This is a genomic window from Vibrio sp. QJM3NY_27 (assembly GCF_057785955.1).
In genome coordinates this window covers 1,071,466-1,088,169 of sequence record NZ_CM173511.1, presented here as the reverse complement: position 1 = coordinate 1,088,169, position 16,704 = coordinate 1,071,466, and the positions used below count along the sequence as shown (strand labels likewise).

Genomic DNA, 16,704 nt, shown 5'->3' with positions numbered 1-16,704 from the left:
AGATGATTAAACACTCTAAATGCTCAAAAAGTCCCAAAACAACGATCTAATGAGATCAAGATCACTAAAATGCACAAAATGGGTGCGCACTCATTTTAAAGTTGACTTTGATCACGGATCTAATAACCACAAAAATCCTATTATCTCTCCCGAAATGAAGATGGTGTGGTGATATTCAATAACCGCCACACAATAATCGAAACTAAAAACACCCTATAAAAAATAAAGGTTTATCGGTCATGACTACTAAAAAACACATGAGCGAAGTTCCTATGATTCAAAGGGTAGCTGCTTATCTTGCAATTCTAGTTGGCTACTTTTTCTATTGTTATAACTTTGTAATTATTGACTACGTACGCCCATACATCGTTGATGCGTATGATGGTATTAACTTAGCGGATACCGCTCAGTTCTATACATGGCAGTCGGTTGGCGCACTTATTGGTGCCTTAAGCTGTGCATGGGTGGCATCAAACTTTGGTAAGAAATCGACTCTTATTGTCATCACTGCACTGAACGGTGGCGCAACCATCATCAATATGATGTTTACTGACTACGCGATGTGGGCAGCAATGCGTTTCATCATCGGTATTTCTTTAGGTGGTTACTTCACAGTAGCTGTGAGCTTGATGATCGGCCTATTCACGCCATCAGTTCGCGGTAAGTTGACGGCATTCGCCTCTTCTATGTTCTCTGTGGCTCTAATGGCAATGGGCGCGTATGCAGCATTCATCTCTAGTGTTGATGCGCCTTGGCAGAGCCTAATGTGGGTAGGTGGTATTCCTCCTCTCGTTGCTGCTGCATTAATGATCTTCATCCTACCTAGCGACAAGAAAGTGATCGCCTACGGTGAAGAAGAGCAAGCCGCTGCTGAAGCATCGAATAAACCAGCGAAGAAAGGCTCTTGGGGTGAAATGCTAAGCGCACCATACCGCAAGCTAACGATTACTTGTCTATTGCTGGCTGGTCTTAATTTCTACGGTTACCAATTCTTCTCTGGTTTTGTGACAACGTACCTAAAAGACGTGCGTCAATTCGACGGTGCGACTATCGGTATCATCTTCTCTATCTCTGCATTCGGTTCGCTATTCGGTGCTTGGGTATGGGGTGCAATCGCTGACAAATACGGTCGTAAAGTGAACGCGTTTGGTTTCATCCTTGCGGGTGTAATGGCTTCAGTATTCTTCGTGGCACCAAGCGACGTGATGATCGGCAGCCTAAACATGCTGGCTATCCTAGGCCTTATCTACAACTTCGGTTTGTCTGCTTCTGCGGTATGGGGTGGTTACTTCTCTGAATTGTTCCCAGCTCACTTACGTAGCTTCGGTGCAGCGCTGTTCCACGGTGGTCGTATCATCGGCATGTGGGCTCCAATGGTGTTGGTATTCATCCAAGAGCGTTCAGACCTAGCAACAGCAATGTGGGGTTCACCAATCGTATGGATTCTGGCTGGTCTACTGTGGCTATCTCTACCAGAAACATTGAAAGGCGGCATTTTCGACAAGAGCAAAAAAGCGGAAACAGCAAAAGCTTAATCCCCTTTAGTTGAAAACCTTTAAAAGTTGAAAACCTCTAAAGACACGAAATAAACATCAATCCGGCTGAGAAATCAGCCGGTAACAAAATCCAAATCGAGTCCTGTTCCGAATGTTGGCTCGACAACAAAAAAGAGAATTTACTATGTCTAAATATCAAGAAGCTAAACGCATTGTTCGCGATTACTTTGACGCTATCGAAAACGCTACTCACGAGAACGTGGCTGAAGTTTTAAAAGCACACACTTCTGAAGATTACTTGTGGCGTGGTGTTTACCCATTCCGTGAGCAAGAAGGCGCACAAGCAGCGGCTGACGTATTCTGGGCACCAATGATGAAATCAATGACACGCATGCAGCGTCGTCAAGATATCTTCATCGGCGGTAACAACGAAGTTAACCCAGATGAAATTTGGGTAATGAGCATGGGTCACTTCATGGGTCTATTCGACGCTGAATACCTAGGCATGCGCCCTACTGGCAAGATCATGAACGTTCGCTATGCAGAATTTAACTGTGTTGTTGACGGCAAAATCACAAAAACTGGCCTGTTCCTAGATCTACTAGGCATGATGGACCAAGCGGGCTGCTACCCACTTCCACCATCAACAGGTAAGCACTTCGTTTACCCTGGCCCACGTAACCACGACGGTCTGTTGTTTGAAGATGCGGCTCCAGAAGAAGGCGTTGCGACACTAGCTCTAGTGAACAAGATGGTAGATGACCTTTCTGCACTTAACGACAGTGGCGCAATGGGTTGCCCACCAGAAGTGCTAGCGAAGAGCTGGTCAAAAGACATGATTTGGTACGGCCCTTGTGGTATCGGCGCGTCTTACACGATTCCTCGTTACCAACAACAGCACCAACTTCCTTTCCGTAACAACCTGAAAGACAAGAAATTCAACGGTCATGTTTGTCGTTTCGCTGAAGGTAACTTCTCTTGTTTCTTCGGTTGGCCAAACCTATCAAACACCCCTACAGGTGGCTTCCTAGGTATGACTGGCGGCGAAGTACGCGCAAACATGCAAGTGGTTGACGTTTACTACCGTGACGGTGACAAGCTGTCTGAGAACTGGGTTCTTATTGACCTTCCTTACTGGCTACAGCAGCAAGGTCTAGACGTGTTCGAACGCACTTCATCTATCATGAACCCAACGCTGTAATCCCAATGCTTTAATACAGGTGCTTTAATAGAAACGCCTTAATCCTAGCGATAAAAGCCAAAAGATAGAAACCAAACAATAGCAACCCAAGCCGACATCTAATTTGGGTTGCTATGACTTGCTAGGCGTTCCTTCTCGCGCCTAGTAAGTGCTCCACCAACTAATCAATGTTCAATCAATTAATTGCTTCATCAATCAATAATTGCTCCACCAATAATTGATCCAATTAGTGCCTCATGGATGGGGTACACCCTGCCAAACCATTACTAATATAACGAGCTTGAAAGCACGGCGGCTTTCTACGGCTCGAATAAAGAGAATAACAATGAAAAAGTCGATTCTTTCAGCAGTGATCCTGACAGCGCTTACGTCGGGTTCTGCTTTTGCTGCACATACTTTTACCAATGACGCAGGCGATAGCCTCACTCTAGATGGCCGTTTTGACGTTCGTTACCAAGATAAAGGTGGCGATCATAATGGCGAATGGAACAGCGGTAGTTCTCGTTTCGGCCTTAAAGGTCAAATGGGGTTAGACAACGATTGGACTGGCTTTGGCCATGCCGAATGGGGTTACAACTCTGGTGCTAACGGCGACAATATTTACGACCGACTTCTATACGCAGGTATAGAGCACGACAAATACGGCAAGATCGCTGCGGGTACTAAGCAGTGGTCTACCTTCTACGATGTAGCTTGGTTTACCGATATGGGTCGTGTGTTTGGTTCACGTGGTTCTGGTTACTACAACCTTTCTGACTGGGGTATTGCTTCTGGTACAGGCCGCGCGGAAAACTCGATTACTTACCGCAACAACATCAGCGATAACTGGAAATACGGCTTCACTTATCAGACAACTCGTGAAGATGTTGGCCTTGCAGATGGTTTAACCGCAACACTGAAAAATGGTATGGGCGCATCAACCCTATACACGGTTATGGACGGCCTAACGATTGGTTTGGCTTACCATCAGAATGAATTCGATGATGTCGATGCTGTCGTTAAAAACATCAAAGATGGCGATACACAACGTATTGGTTTATTGGGTGTCAACTACACCAATAATGGCCTATTCGTTGGTTTCACCTACAGCCAAGGTTCAAATTGGGAAACCACCAGCAAAGCCGAATTTTACGACCACCGTGGTGCTGAATTCTTCACTTACTACCACTTTGAAAATGGTCTGCGTCCAACCTTTAACGTTAACTACTTAACGGACACAGACGACAACGCTAATGGCTACGATCGTCAGTTGATTATCCCTGGTCTTGAATACCACTTTAAGAAGAACAAGTTCTTAGTATGGACTGAGTACCAATTCGATAATGGTAACGACAAGTCCGTAGGTAACCATTACGAAAACAGCGATGACCAATTCGCTGCGGGTATTCGTTACTACTTCTAACGCCCAGTTAATCGAGTCACAAATTCGCTAAACAAAGCTCTGCTCTTAATGCAGAGCTTTTTTGGGTTATACCCAGAATAATATCCAACATTCTCTATTAACCCTTATTTTTCATCCCATCATGGCATATTGTATTTTTGAATACGTACCTAATTATGGTACTCTGTGCACTGTCAATTTAGTTCAAAAGTATCTTCTATGAGCTCTCCAAAACACTCCACGGCGTCAAAACCAACCGTTACTTCAAAAGATGTCGCTAAGCTGGCTGGCGTTTCTCAATCTACCGTTTCTCGTGTATTTGTTCCGGGCAGTTCGGTATCTGAAAAGACCAAACAGAAAGTATTCGAAGCCGCAAAAGCACTCAACTATCGCCCGAATGCCTTTGCTCGTAGCCTAACGACAAATGAATCTAAGTTGATTGGTTTGGTCTTCCCTGATGCTGATTACCCAATTCACATGAAAACCCTGCAACTCATCTCTACTGAGCTACAAAAACAGGGCTATTCTGCTGTGCTTATCCCTTGGCAAGTCGACGGTAACGACATCCACTCGATTCCGAATATTTTCCAATATCGTGTTGATGGTGTGATTGCTGCTTCTGCGACATTCAATAAGTCACTTTATGAAGAGTGTGAAGAGTTTGACATCCCTATCGTTCAGTTCGCGCGTGTTGTTGAAGGGACGAAGAGTAGCCATGTTGTGAGTGATAACTACGCGGCAGGGCAATTTGCAGCGCAACACTTTCATAAACTTGGTATCAAGACTGCGACTTATGTGACGGGTAATGTGCCAACGTTTACTAATGGCGAGCGCCAAGTCGGTTTCTGCACAGAATTTGAAGACTTAACAGGCAAACAGGCTCGAGTTATTGAAGCTGATTACGACTACCTTGATTCGTTAGAGATCATCCGCGACATGTTCAACGAAACAACGCATCCGCAAGCGGTGTTTTGTGCGACAGATAACCTTGCGATGGCGGTAATGGATGTAGCTCGTTTAGAGTTTGGGCTTCGTATCCCAGAAGACCTGCAAGTGATTGGTTTTGATGATATCCCGCAGACTCAATGGCTCAACTACCAACTGACCACCTTCAAGCAGGATTTTAGACGCCTTGCGCGTGAATCAGTGAAAATTGTGGTTAACCAAATTCAAGAACAAGACACCAGCTTAGTAAAATTAATGGTTCCTGTTCAATTTATAGAGCGCAATACCACGCTGAAGATTAAGTAAACTCGTTCAAAGTAGAAACAAAATAGTAGCGTGAGTACGGAAAAGAAAAATCCCGTTGGCGACGATTAGAGTCTCCAACGGGATTTTGTATTTCTACTCAGCCTATACTGTCCCAACTACTTGAGACAAGTGCGTATTAGTTACCCACACCACCTGTTTTCTCAGCTGGTAAATCTGGTGTCACTGGGGGCCACTCTTGGAAAGTTGCTAGATGTTGTTGAACAGCAGCTTGTGCAGGACCAAATGCCCACATTTTCTGCCCCATCCACTTCAAGTACATGCCCGACTCTTCTGCCGCTCGCTCATATGGGTCACGACGTAAGTTAAAGAGTAACGGTGCGTTAAGCTCTTCTTTCGGACCACTCCAACCGTGATTTTGAACCACAAAGTGCGCCTTCCAATCACCAATACGAACCGCTTGCAGCTTGTCTCGTTCGTAGTAGTAGATCTCTTTACGATTTGACTCGCCTTTCTCTGTCAGCATATCAACTTGGTTGTAACCATCAAGGTGCGCTTTAAAACCATCGTGACCTTTCAGCATTTTCTCTTTTAGATCCGTTGGACCACCAGCCGCAGCAACCAGAGTTGGTAACCAGTCCATACCATCAAAGATGCCATTGCCTACGCTACCTGCGGGGATTTTACCCGGCCAGCTAACCAGTGCAGGCGCTCTTACGCCACCTTCCCAAGTCGTACCTTTTTCACCATGGAAAGGCGTCATGCCGCCATCAGGCCAAGTCATGATCTCAGGGCCGTTGTCTGCAGTGAAAATAATAATGGTGTTATCGGCAATGCCTAACTCTTCCATTTTCGCCATCATTTCCCCGACGTGGTCATCAAGATCTTTCATCACCACTTCTTGCAGCCCCCAACCGTTTTGGCCAAGCATCGCTTCATATTCAGGAGAAAGGTGCGTCCATACATGGCCACGAGATGGGCAGTACCAAGTAAAGAATGGTTTATCCGCTTCTACGGCTCGTTCAATGAAGTTGATAGCATGCTTATTTACTTCATCGTCGAGTGTACGCATACGCTCAATCGACAATGCACCATCGTCTTCGATCGTTTGACCACCTTTGCCATCTGATTTGGCGTAAATAACATTACGAGGTGCAAAGGCATCCAAAGATCCATCTTTTGGCCAATCTGGATCTTCGGTATATTCCATCGCATTCAAGTGATACAACCAACCCCAATACTCATCAAAACCGTGCATTGTCGGTAAGAATTCATCTCTATCACCAAGGTGGTTTTTACCAAATTGCCCAGTCACATACCCCATCGTTTTGAGCATCTCTGGAAGCGTTGGCGTATCCGCACTTAAACCAACGGGACCGCCAGGTAACCCAACAGAGTGCATTCCGGTTCTAACTGGTAATTGCCCGGTTAAGAAAGCAGAACGACCAGCGGTACAAGATGGCTGCGCATAGTAGTCTGTCAGAAGCATTCCCTTCTCAGCAATACTATCGATGTTTGGTGTTTCGCTACTCATCACGCCATTGTGATAAGCGCTCAGGTTTGAGATGCCAATATCATCGGTGAAAATGACGAAGATATTAGGTTGTTCTTGTGCCGACCATGCCGATAGCGAAAAGCTACTCAACACGCTCAAGGTAAGAAGGTGAAAAATCCCTTTCATATAATGTCCTTATATTGTTTCAGATTGTTCTTTGTGAATCATTTTTATTCCGACCAAACCAAAGCCAAGCTCCAAGATTAGATAGACAAAAAGCAGCCAGTGCGGCATTCCATCTAATACTAAACTGATGACTCGGCCTGCAGCCAAACCCAACATAAAAACCACCAAACTATAAAGCGCTGGCAGTCGATACTTTTTTATCAATGCGCCACTAACCCAAAACAGAGCCAGTGCCAAATACAGCCACATCACGGCTCGAAAAATATGAGTCACGTTGATAGAACTAGCATCAATTCCGAAAAGATAATCCATAGAAATAACGGGGGCGTAGCCGTAAGACAACGCAATAGGCGTTAAGCCTAAAACCGCTACCAACAAGAAAACACTTTGTAGCTTCATATTCCCACTCTTTAAATTTGGCTCTTTTTAAAAAAACGTAGTCTACAATCAGCAATATACAAGTTGCATATATAGAAAATGGCTAATTAATACATACATTTATAGTGTGCACTCTTCAAACCAGATAAGGATATCAATATGGCTAAATGGCATTATCTAATCGCATCAGTGTTGGCTGCGAGTTCAACCGTAAATGCACAAGAAGCAAGTTCACAATCGGACACGAAAAAGTGGCAACACAGCATAGAAATTTATGCGCTCGCACTCAACATCCGCGGAGACAGCACCATTGGTGATTTGTCTGCAGATGTCGATGTTGATCCTGCATTCATCATGGATCACCTTGATATGACCGCAATGGTGCGTTTAGAGGGTATCTATGACAATCAGTGGGGCTATTACATTGACTATAGCTTCATGAAGCTAAGCGGAAAAACAAACTCAGTGTTAGGTAGCAACCTAGAGGTATTGAGGGGCAACCTTGATATCCGACAAGGTGTTTTAGATGTGAAGGGTTTTAAGCGCTACCAGTACGATTTTGGCACGATTGATTATCTGTTTGGGCTTCGTTGGTGGGATAACGACATTGATGCCAAGCTTTACGGTTCAGGTGGTAATCTAAGTGCAGACCGATCACTCGATGAAGATTGGGTTGACTACCAAATAGGTGTGAGATGGATAACGCAGATCAATAAGGATTGGAAGTTTCACGCAACTATTGATGCAGGGCTTGGCAGTGACACCGACTTTACCTCATCTCTATTAACTGGCGTGCGATACCAGATAAACAATTGGTCTGACTTAAATGTCGCCTACAAATCGACCTGGGTTGATTACGAAAACAAAGGTACCTTTGAATACGATACCGCTTCACAAGGCTTCCTGGTTGGCTGGGCTGCTCACTTTTAAGCCACTGGTTACTTTACCCTTACGCACAAGCGGAAAGACTAGTCATCCCTAGTATTTAATCTCTATTAAATTGCTCTCTAATTCAATCTAAATGAAGCTCTAGCGAAGATTCACCGCTAGGGCTTTTTCATTGAGGTACAAATAATCCGAAAGCCAATAAAAATGCTAAAAATCAATAATTAAATTGAGGTTCAACACTCCCTATCATACCTAAAAAAATATAATCCGAGCCTTCAAACCTACCCTCCTCATTATTGATATATTTAATCTTTATTTAATCGTCTCTCCACTCATTCGAACCGTGTTTTTTATTTTGAAAATATCGCTAGAATCCTCTCCCGAAATTTACGAACCTTAGAGAATAAAATGAAAAAATTAGTCTTAGCGGCGCTTGCCATTGCATCAGTTACGGGCTCTTCAGCATTCGCAGCAAATGAAATGTATGCTTTAGGTGGTGTTGGTATGGATAGTGATGATGTCGGTGGCCAGTTCACACTGGGTAGCCAGATCGCACAAAGCAACTGGTATGTAGAATCAACATTGTTTATTACCAGCGTCGATGACAAAGACAGTTACGTTGATTACAGCAACAACGAGACAGTACAACGAAAGGAAGAGTTCGACACCTTAATGCTCTCGTTGACGCCTGTGTACAAACACAGTTTCAGTGAAAATTTTTCTATTTTGGGCAAGTTTGGTGCTTTCTATTCACACTCAGATACAAAGTTGGTGTATAGCTCTAGCAAAGGAAATGAAGTTCATAAAGGTTCTCATGGTAATTTTGGCTTAACTTACGGTATCGGCGCAGAGTACAAGTCATCAAAACCATTGTTTGGCAACTCCAAGCTGTTGACTCGTGTAGGGTTTGATTGGTATGAGCTCGGAGGTTCAAATGATTGGTATACCAAGGAAACAACTTTAGGTATTCAAACTGGCTTTACCTTTTAAGCCAACATATTCATTACCCTGAATAAAAACCATTTAGGGCAATGAATTAAAAGCCATAATTTAAAAATAAGATAAACCTCGTGTTGTTATGCGAAGCTTATCTTATTTTTCAACACACTCTTTTTTCATGATCGTTAGACCAGCATCCAGCGTTTCTGCCCAAGCTCGTTCTACGTTCTCATCATAATGAGGATCGTACTTTTTAACCGTATTGAGCAGCGAATTAAACCATTCGTTTAATTCAATTTCTGAAATGTCCAACCCCAAATCTTTGTGCCTTTTACCCAGTTTCTTGACCGAGTTCCGCACACTTGGCAGACCAGAGGAATTATAAATAAGAATGATCGAGGCCTTAAGCATCTTAGTTTGCTGCTCTAACCCTATCTTTTCAAAACGTTCTGAAAACCTTGGGTTATGCTCGCAGAAGTCTGCCAGAAAGCTTTCCAAGAATTCTTGATCAATCCGGCAACGCTCGAAGCTTTCATAAAACAGTTCATTCGGTTTCATCTAGCAAGTCCTTTGCAATAGTCAGCCAGTCTTTAAAATAACGGGTTAGTTCAGAGCATCATAAACTAACCCTGAACAATCAATATGACTTAATTATACGCCACCGTGGCATAAAGTTAACTATGATATAAGGTGAACTGTGGCATAACGTAAACTATGGCATAAAGTGAGTTGCACAAATCTTGTTTCCATCAGGGTCTCGCAAGTAAGCCATGTACAAGCGACGCTCGTCAGAACCTCTCGCTCCGGGGCCACCTTCAATGCTAGTACCACCATTTTCGACGCCGATGCGATGCCATTCATCCACCATTTCTGGTGAACTCGCCAAGAATCCTACCGTCATACCATTGCCATAAGTCGCTGGCTGACCATCAATCGGTTTGGTTAAACCTAGTACACCCGTTTTGCTCACGTAAACACAACGCCCTTTAGGATCGATTGAGCCTTCGTTGTAACCAAGCATCTTCATAATTGGATCATAGAACGACTTCGCACGTTCAATATCTTCGGTTCCGAGAAAAACATGGCTGAACATAACTCACCTCTTTTTATTGAAAGAAAGAACCACCCAAACTAGACCTTAAATTCGCTTTTGTCTAGGCATGCTATTCTGTCATAACTGCTGCTTAACCCATTGAGTAAACACTTGAAACTTAGTCCGTTGCTCCATCCCTTTCGGACATACAAGATCGTAACCTTTACCCGACTCAATACTCATAAAAGGAGCAACCAACCCACCCTGTTCAATTTGAGTTGTCGCAAACTCGAGTCTTCCTAGTGCTACACCCATCGATAACCTTGCCGCGTCCATCGCTATACGGTTGTCACTGTAGTAATCACACTTTAGAGTACAATCAACCTCACTTTGAGCCGCTTCCAACCAACGCTGCCAAGCCGTCACGTCTCCACTATGAATAAACTGCACACTATCCAATTGTTGCAAGCCCTTCTCAAGATTGAACCTCTTCGCGTATTCAGGACTGCATACAGGCGTTCTAATTCCTGAAAATAGTCGCTCACTATAATGATTCGGATAGTGACCCTCGCTGTAGAAAATTGCCACGTCATAAGGTTCAAACTGAAAGTCAGATTGGTTCTGTTTGGTTTGTAATTTAATACTTAAATTCGGGTATAACTGTCTAAACTCTGGTAGGCGCGGCATTAACCAAGACGACGCAAAATAAGGAGAAGTTGCTATGTACAATTCACCACTTAGCTCTCCAGTTTGAATGTCCATCAGTTCAGAGAAAATAGATTCGAATGAGACACTCAGCATCGAGAGAACGCGTTGTCCTTCTGGGGTCAATTCTAGCTTTCTTGTTTTACGCACAAACAGATTAAATTTAAGCTGCTGCTCAAGTTTCTTGATGCGATGACTGACTCCACCTTGAGTCAGAAACAGTTCATCGGCGGCAAGGGTGAAGCTTAAATGTTTAGCCGCTACACTGAAGGTGTGCAGCAACGACAATGTTTGTTGGCGATTTTCAAACAGCCCCATAGATTAACCTCACTAATTCATAAATCATCGATACTGGTTTGTAGACGTACTGACTCATCATATAGATTAAACCATGTAATCTACATAATAATGGTGAGTCAAATGAAGCAAGCACAAAAACTCAAAGTTGCGGTCATTGGTGGTGGATCAAGTTACACCCCTGAGCTGATCGAAGGCTTACTAAAACGCTATCACGAATTACCTATTTCTGATCTTTGGCTTGTCGATATCGAAGAAGGTATGGAAAAAGCCCAAGTGATTGCAGATTTGACGCAGCGAATGATTAGAAAAGCGAACTGTGACATCACAGTGCACCTCACGACAGACCGAAAAACAGCGCTTGTGGACGCGAACTTTGTCTGTTCTCAGTTTAGGGCAGGTCGATTAGAAGCAAGGCTACGTGATGAAAGAATTGCTTTAAAGTATCGCATGATAGGGCAAGAAACTAACGGATTGGGTGGTTTCTCTAATGCTTGTCGAACCATACCAATTGCATTAAAGATCGCCAAAGAGATGGAAACACTTTGCCCCAATGCATGGCTGCTCAACTTTACCAATCCATCAGGTATGGTGACCGAGGCCTTGATTAAGCACTCAACCATCAAGACGGTCGGCTTGTGCAATATCCCCGTGAACATGGAGCGCGGAGCAGCAAAAATGCTTGGCGCTGAACGCGAAGACATCACCATGCAAATCGCAGGTTTGAATCACCTAGTGTGGGCCCGAAAAGTACTTCATAACGGCGAAGACAAGCTCCAAGAAGTGATAGACCAACTCCTAGGAGGCAATGACCAAATGATGCCGAAAAACATCCCACCCTTTGAATGGGATGCCGAGTTGATTCGCTCATTGAACCTGGTGCCGTGCGCTTACCTACGTTACTACTACCAGTCACGAGATATTCTAGACAAAGAATTTTCTGCGTCTGAAAAGAGCGAAAATCGCGCCGACTTGGTTTCAAAAGTTGAACAACAATTGCTCGCAATCTACAGAGACCCGATGCTGGATACCAAGCCGAAATTATTAGAAGAACGAGGTGGTGCCCATTATTCTGAAGCAGCTTGTGAACTAATGAGCAGTATTCACAACAACAAGCGTTCTATCATGCACGTTAACACTCGCAATAATGGGGCGATTCAAGGGCTTCCTGATGACTGCGCGGTAGAAGTCAGCTCAGTTATTACTAACAGCGCGATCCTTCCATTGAATGTCGAACCTTTTGATAGCGATACGTTACGCCTAATCCAACAAATGAAAGAGTTTGAAACCTTAACAGTGAAGGCCGCGATGACGGGGGATATTGCATTAGCTAAACGCGCTTTGATCCTTAATCCTATTGTTGATAGCGGCTCACACATTGATGAGGCGTTATTAGAAACGATTCGAGAGAACTTAGACTTCATGCCTGCATTTGCTCATCGATTAACACAAAATGAGCAATAACCTTATGTACATTAACTCAGTCGAAATTAGGTTAATTCAAGTTGTTCACAATCCATTTTAGTCACCAGAGGTCACGATGAAACTAATACTGAACGCCGATGATTTCGGCCTCACTGAAACGGTAAATCATGGCATTGTTGAGTGCTTCAAAGCAGGCGTAGTAAAGTCAACCACCATCATGATGAACCAACCTGGAACCCAACACGCCATTGAGCTTTATCACCAAGGTTTGGTTCCGGAAGTAGGCTTGCACTTTACGGTTACTGCGGGAAAACCTCTTAGCGCACCTGAATTAGTACCAAGTTTGGTTGATGATCAAGGTAATTTCTTAGACAAAGTGGCCTTGTTCAACAAAGTCGATGTGGTTGAAGGCGAAGTTGTGCTTGAACTTAACGCGCAATACCAAGCGGCTATCAATGCAGATTTAAAGATCAACCATATCGATAGCCATCATTTTGGGGGCGTATTTAAACCTCTCAAAGCGGCGTTTACTCGATCAGCTAATACGATTGGCCTGCCTGTAAGACGCATCGACAACATTGTGAACGGGCAAGATTCTCTCTTAGTACCGACACCTAATGCTTTTGACATGCGCTTTTTTGATGACGGGGTCTCTCTTAGCAACTTGCAAGATATTCTGTTGAGCTACCAAACTGCCATGCCTAACGGTACTGTCGAGTTGATGTGTCATCCATCACTTAGTGTTGATGAAGAGCTAAAATCACTATCAGGCTACAGTGATAAACGCGTCGAAGAGCATCAGCTTCTCACTAGCCCAGAGCTAAAACAGTGGCTAGCTGACCATCAGATTGAGTGCATTGGATTCGACGATCTCAAATAGGGAACCTTAAGTCAGGGCTACTCAACGATCCGTTGTGCGCCCTGCCCTTGATCATGCAAAATATCTTCAGGGTTCAACAAGTGGCATTTCTGCATACTCAAACATCCGCAACCGATACAGCCGGTTAGGTTTTCTTGTAGCGATTTAATCTGCGCCATTTTGCTGTCGAGCTGCCCCTGCCACTTCTTCGCAACTCGCTCCCAATCTCGCTTAGTCGCGGTATGGTTCATCGGCAGTGTCGATAACTCTTCGGTAATCTCTTCCAACGTGAAACCTATCGACTGCGCCACTTGTATCAACGCTATTCGTCTCAACATCGCCGACTGATAACGGCGTTGATTTCCGTTAGTACGAATCGAAGCAATCAACCCTTTAGTTTCATAAAAACGTAAGGCAGAAGGAGCCACGCCACTGCGCTCTGCCAACTGGCCTATGGTGAGGTATACAATGTTTCTCATTGTTACACTATCCTTGAGATCATAAATATTTAAAGCTTACTTTAACTTTAGAATAGCGGCCTATTCCAGCCCTCACCAATGATTAACCTTAAACTTTGACAGAGAGCTCAACGAAAATCAGCCACGATCATAACTGCTTTGTTGAATCAGATGTCATTCGATTTCTAAATCTGACTCATGATAGATTTCAGGCTCTCTGCTATTTCGGCATTGATGATTTCTCCCGTTTCTACATTAAAGTTATCGTAGAAACTCGGCACCGACATCGAACCCTTCACATCTGCGTCAAAGTAAGGTGCCGAATTTACCGCAGACGACAACACAGAGCTTGCGCCGCCTGGGCCTGGTGATGTGGAGAGCATAACAACAGGCTTGCCTTGGTACACTTTCATGTCGATTCGTGATGTCCAGTCAAACACATTCTTAAAGGCTGCAGTGTATGAACCGTTGTATTCTGCAAAAGAGATGACCACAGCATCTGCTTCGCCAATCTTGCTAAAAAAACGCTGCGCGTGTTGATGAACGCCGGACTCTTTTTCTCTGTCTTCACTGTAAATAGGCATCTCGAAATCATTAAGATCGAGCACCTCTACTTGCGCGCCCTCGACTAAACTTGCGGTGTACGCTGCTAATTGTTGGTTAATCGATGCTTTACTGTTGGTCGCGCCAATCGCTAATACTCTCATTGTTGATCCTTGTTCATTTTGCTCACCTTTATGCATTCATGATTTCAATTACGGAGCTCAAAGTTCATAACTGAAGATTCGTAACTTCTGTTTGATAACATCAAAACCTGTACTAGGCGACAAGGTGATAGATTGTGTTTTTAGATTGAGGAGGATGATAAAACCTCAAGCTAACTTGAGGTAAAGAGGTATTTTCAAAAAATAGAAAGTGATTTAAAAACACTCATAAAACAGGTGATTACGAAAGGTTAAATATAGATTTTCATTACACAGACAAAAATGAGCACACCCAAAATGCAAAGGGTGTGCTTTATTGAGGTGTTATCTACTTAGATTGATTCAATGGACTGACACCCGAATAGGCAACACCCGATAGCTCCGCCATTTCACGATTCCACGTTGCCAGATCGTGAGGGTTAAACTGATTCAAATGATCATGGCCGCACGCTCTCGACATCACTTGCATCAACTCAGTCGAGGCTTCGAAGAAGTTTTTCAATTGGTTCGATGCCTTTTCGACATTTAACCGTTGGCGTAAATCGGCTTTTTGAGTCGCGATACCCGCCGGGCAATTGTTGGTGTTACACATTCGGGCAGCAACACACCCTATCGACTGCATGGCACTGTTTGAGATGGCGACACCATCTGCGCCAAGCGCCATCGCTTTTACAAAGTCCATCGGAACACGAAGTCCACCGGTAATGATTAAGGTGACTCTGTCACTTGCACCTTGCTTGTCTAAATAAGCTCTGGCACGAGCAAGTGCTGGAATGGTGGGCACACTAATATGGTCACGGAACATTTCTGGCGCCGCGCCTGTACCGCCGCCTCGACCGTCTAAAATGATGTAATCAGCACTGGCATCAAGTGCGAACTGAATATCCTCTTCAATATGATTGGCACTCAGCTTGAAGCCAATTGGGATCCCGCCCGTCACTTCTCGAACTCGGTCGGCGAACTTTTTGAAATCCTCGACGGTTTTTAGATCAACAAAGGTGGGTGGAGAAATCGCGGCTGTACCTGCTTCAATACCACGCACCTCAGCTATCTTGCCAATGTTCTTCGCCCCCGGTAGGTGACCGCCAGTTCCGGTTTTAGCACCCTGCCCGCCTTTAAAATGGAAGGCTTGAACGTTTTTGAGCTTAGATTCGTCGTAACCAAATTGTGCGCTAGCTAATTCATAAAAGTAGCGAGAATTCGCAGCTTGCTCTTCGGGCAACATGCCGCCCTCTCCAGAGCAGATCCCCGTTCCCGCAAGCTCCGCGCCCGTCGCCAAGGACACTTTCGCCTCTTCAGACAAAGAACCAAAACTCATGTCAGATACAAACAAGGAGATGTTCAATTTAAGCGGCTTTTTCGCTTTTGGCCCAATAATAAGCTCAGTACCGACTGGCACATTCTCCAACAAAGGCTTGGTCGCCATTTGTGCAACCATCACTTGAATATCATCCCAGTGAGGTAACAAGTACCTAGGCACGCCCATTGAGGTCATTGGACCGTGATGCCCGACCTTAGATAAGCCATCGCGCGCCAGTTGATGAATGAACTCGACCGTGGGTTCTTCTTTGGTTGCAGTTGCGGCTGGCGAGCTTTCGGGAGCCGCAGATTGGACATGAACATCAGGGCCTTCTTGACCCACTTGCTCAGCCGTAAACTGTTTATGGGTACCGTCACAAAATGGGAGGTTGTTTGAATATTTACAGCGGCACAGGTAAGCATCGCCGTTTTCCTCGGCCACGAAACTCTTCGGTTTGAAGCCGGTTCCTGCATGAGAGCCGTCGCAATAAGGTTGGTTTTTCGATTTACCACAGGTACAGAAGTAATACTCCTCCCCTTCGGTTAGCTCCACTTTGACTGGCTTGGTATCCGCTATCACTGGATTCTTCATAGTTCGCTCACCTTTTCTTTCTTATGATTTGATGACTGAAGCGATGACTTGCTCACAAGAATAAAGTAAAGGTTAGATACGCAGCGAATTCAATAAATGGGCCTGAGAAAACAAGCTGAATAGACAGCCCAAAAACAGAAGCATTACTTGTTCAACGCA

General features: G+C 44.4%; 16 protein-coding genes. 8 read left to right on the top strand and 8 right to left on the bottom strand.

The window, feature by feature from the left end; genetic code table 11:
• Positions 1-239 precede the first annotated feature (239 nt).
• The 4 genes from AC3CIA_RS04965 to AC3CIA_RS04950 all read left to right on the top strand — a co-directional run bounded on the left by AC3CIA_RS04965 (position 240) and on the right by AC3CIA_RS04950 (position 5,329).
• Positions 240-1,535: an MFS transporter gene (locus AC3CIA_RS04965; protein WP_017073526.1), complete on the top strand. Its 1,296-nt coding sequence runs from the start codon at positions 240-242 to the stop codon at positions 1,533-1,535.
• A gap of 145 nt (positions 1,536-1,680) precedes the next feature.
• Positions 1,681-2,697 (top strand): nuclear transport factor 2 family protein, encoded by a 1,017-nt coding sequence (locus tag AC3CIA_RS04960; protein WP_004736372.1) that lies wholly within the window; start codon positions 1,681-1,683, stop codon positions 2,695-2,697.
• 325 nt (positions 2,698-3,022) lie between these two features.
• Complete coding sequence (locus AC3CIA_RS04955) at positions 3,023-4,099, top strand: porin (RefSeq protein WP_488518624.1); 1,077 nt, start codon at positions 3,023-3,025, stop codon at positions 4,097-4,099.
• Positions 4,100-4,297: 198 nt separating this feature from the next.
• Complete coding sequence (locus AC3CIA_RS04950; RefSeq protein WP_102553127.1) at positions 4,298-5,329, top strand: LacI family DNA-binding transcriptional regulator; 1,032 nt, start codon at positions 4,298-4,300, stop codon at positions 5,327-5,329.
• Between the two features lie 136 nt (positions 5,330-5,465).
• Here AC3CIA_RS04950 and AC3CIA_RS04945 read toward each other — a convergent pair whose 3' ends face one another.
• Both AC3CIA_RS04945 and AC3CIA_RS04940 read right to left on the bottom strand, forming a co-directional pair.
• Positions 5,466-6,968 (bottom strand): arylsulfatase, encoded by a 1,503-nt coding sequence (locus tag AC3CIA_RS04945; RefSeq protein WP_016785700.1) that lies wholly within the window; start codon positions 6,966-6,968, stop codon positions 5,466-5,468.
• A 9-nt stretch (positions 6,969-6,977) separates the two neighbouring features.
• Positions 6,978-7,367 carry a DUF4345 domain-containing protein gene (locus tag AC3CIA_RS04940; protein ID WP_488518623.1) on the bottom strand — a complete coding sequence of 130 codons (390 nt, stop codon included), beginning with the start codon at positions 7,365-7,367 and terminating at the stop codon, positions 6,978-6,980.
• Between the two features lie 138 nt (positions 7,368-7,505).
• On the opposite strand from AC3CIA_RS04940, the gene AC3CIA_RS04935 reads away from it, so the two are divergent.
• Together AC3CIA_RS04935 and AC3CIA_RS04930 are read left to right on the top strand one after the other, a co-directional pair.
• Positions 7,506-8,276, top strand: a complete 771-nt coding sequence (locus tag AC3CIA_RS04935) for a hypothetical protein (protein WP_488518622.1) — start codon at positions 7,506-7,508, stop codon at positions 8,274-8,276.
• 366 nt (positions 8,277-8,642) lie between these two features.
• The gene (locus AC3CIA_RS04930) at positions 8,643-9,224 is read left to right on the top strand and encodes a hypothetical protein (protein WP_488518621.1); all 582 of its coding nucleotides are present in this window, start codon (positions 8,643-8,645) and stop codon (positions 9,222-9,224) included.
• Between the two features lie 102 nt (positions 9,225-9,326).
• Here AC3CIA_RS04930 and AC3CIA_RS04925 read toward each other — a convergent pair whose 3' ends face one another.
• The 3 genes from AC3CIA_RS04925 to AC3CIA_RS04915 all read right to left on the bottom strand — a co-directional run bounded on the left by AC3CIA_RS04925 (position 9,327) and on the right by AC3CIA_RS04915 (position 11,229).
• Positions 9,327-9,731 (bottom strand): globin family protein, encoded by a 405-nt coding sequence (locus AC3CIA_RS04925; RefSeq protein WP_010439685.1) that lies wholly within the window; start codon positions 9,729-9,731, stop codon positions 9,327-9,329.
• Positions 9,732-9,885: 154 nt separating this feature from the next.
• Positions 9,886-10,266 carry a VOC family protein gene (locus tag AC3CIA_RS04920; protein ID WP_016768512.1) on the bottom strand — a complete coding sequence of 127 codons (381 nt, stop codon included), beginning with the start codon at positions 10,264-10,266 and terminating at the stop codon, positions 9,886-9,888.
• 78 nt (positions 10,267-10,344) lie between these two features.
• Positions 10,345-11,229 (bottom strand): LysR substrate-binding domain-containing protein, encoded by an 885-nt coding sequence (locus AC3CIA_RS04915; protein ID WP_065205619.1) that lies wholly within the window; start codon positions 11,227-11,229, stop codon positions 10,345-10,347.
• Positions 11,230-11,331: 102 nt separating this feature from the next.
• Here AC3CIA_RS04915 and AC3CIA_RS04910 point away from each other — a divergent pair, with 102 nt between their 5' ends.
• Positions 11,332-12,672: a 6-phospho-beta-glucosidase gene (locus AC3CIA_RS04910; RefSeq protein WP_488518620.1), complete on the top strand. Its 1,341-nt coding sequence runs from the start codon at positions 11,332-11,334 to the stop codon at positions 12,670-12,672.
• A gap of 76 nt (positions 12,673-12,748) precedes the next feature.
• Positions 12,749-13,513 carry a carbohydrate deacetylase gene (locus AC3CIA_RS04905; protein ID WP_488518619.1) on the top strand — a complete coding sequence of 255 codons (765 nt, stop codon included), beginning with the start codon at positions 12,749-12,751 and terminating at the stop codon, positions 13,511-13,513.
• Between the two features lie 17 nt (positions 13,514-13,530).
• Here AC3CIA_RS04905 and soxR read toward each other — a convergent pair whose 3' ends face one another.
• From soxR to AC3CIA_RS04890, 3 genes are all read right to left on the bottom strand, one after another.
• On the bottom strand, positions 13,531-13,971 hold the full coding sequence (soxR, locus tag AC3CIA_RS04900) for a redox-sensitive transcriptional activator SoxR (protein ID WP_004736387.1): 441 nt from the start codon (positions 13,969-13,971) through the stop codon (positions 13,531-13,533).
• 164 nt (positions 13,972-14,135) lie between these two features.
• Entirely contained in the window at positions 14,136-14,657 is a 522-nt protein-coding gene (locus AC3CIA_RS04895; protein WP_488518618.1) for an NADPH-dependent FMN reductase, read from the bottom strand.
• A gap of 325 nt (positions 14,658-14,982) precedes the next feature.
• Positions 14,983-16,545 carry a glutamate synthase-related protein gene (locus AC3CIA_RS04890; protein WP_341634789.1) on the bottom strand — a complete coding sequence of 521 codons (1,563 nt, stop codon included), beginning with the start codon at positions 16,543-16,545 and terminating at the stop codon, positions 14,983-14,985.
• Between the last annotated feature and the right edge of the window lie 159 nt (positions 16,546-16,704).

Coding starts and splice junctions, on each gene's coding strand:
- AC3CIA_RS04920 (WP_016768512.1), bottom strand. CDS start 10,266: ATGTTCAGCCATGTTTTTCTCGGAACCGAAGATATTGAACGTGCGAAG.
- AC3CIA_RS04945 (WP_016785700.1), bottom strand. CDS start 6,968: ATGAAAGGGATTTTTCACCTTCTTACCTTGAGCGTGTTGAGTAGCTTT.
- AC3CIA_RS04895 (WP_488518618.1), bottom strand. CDS start 14,657: ATGAGAGTATTAGCGATTGGCGCGACCAACAGTAAAGCATCGATTAAC.
- AC3CIA_RS04925 (WP_010439685.1), bottom strand. CDS start 9,731: ATGAAACCGAATGAACTGTTTTATGAAAGCTTCGAGCGTTGCCGGATT.
- AC3CIA_RS04960 (WP_004736372.1), top strand. CDS start 1,681: ATGTCTAAATATCAAGAAGCTAAACGCATTGTTCGCGATTACTTTGAC.
- AC3CIA_RS04910 (WP_488518620.1), top strand. CDS start 11,332: ATGAAGCAAGCACAAAAACTCAAAGTTGCGGTCATTGGTGGTGGATCA.
- AC3CIA_RS04955 (WP_488518624.1), top strand. CDS start 3,023: ATGAAAAAGTCGATTCTTTCAGCAGTGATCCTGACAGCGCTTACGTCG.
- AC3CIA_RS04940 (WP_488518623.1), bottom strand. CDS start 7,367: ATGAAGCTACAAAGTGTTTTCTTGTTGGTAGCGGTTTTAGGCTTAACG.
- soxR (WP_004736387.1), bottom strand. CDS start 13,971: ATGAGAAACATTGTATACCTCACCATAGGCCAGTTGGCAGAGCGCAGT.
- AC3CIA_RS04930 (WP_488518621.1), top strand. CDS start 8,643: ATGAAAAAATTAGTCTTAGCGGCGCTTGCCATTGCATCAGTTACGGGC.
- AC3CIA_RS04935 (WP_488518622.1), top strand. CDS start 7,506: ATGGCTAAATGGCATTATCTAATCGCATCAGTGTTGGCTGCGAGTTCA.
- AC3CIA_RS04905 (WP_488518619.1), top strand. CDS start 12,749: ATGAAACTAATACTGAACGCCGATGATTTCGGCCTCACTGAAACGGTA.
- AC3CIA_RS04965 (WP_017073526.1), top strand. CDS start 240: ATGACTACTAAAAAACACATGAGCGAAGTTCCTATGATTCAAAGGGTA.
- AC3CIA_RS04890 (WP_341634789.1), bottom strand. CDS start 16,545: ATGAAGAATCCAGTGATAGCGGATACCAAGCCAGTCAAAGTGGAGCTA.
- AC3CIA_RS04915 (WP_065205619.1), bottom strand. CDS start 11,229: ATGGGGCTGTTTGAAAATCGCCAACAAACATTGTCGTTGCTGCACACC.
- AC3CIA_RS04950 (WP_102553127.1), top strand. CDS start 4,298: ATGAGCTCTCCAAAACACTCCACGGCGTCAAAACCAACCGTTACTTCA.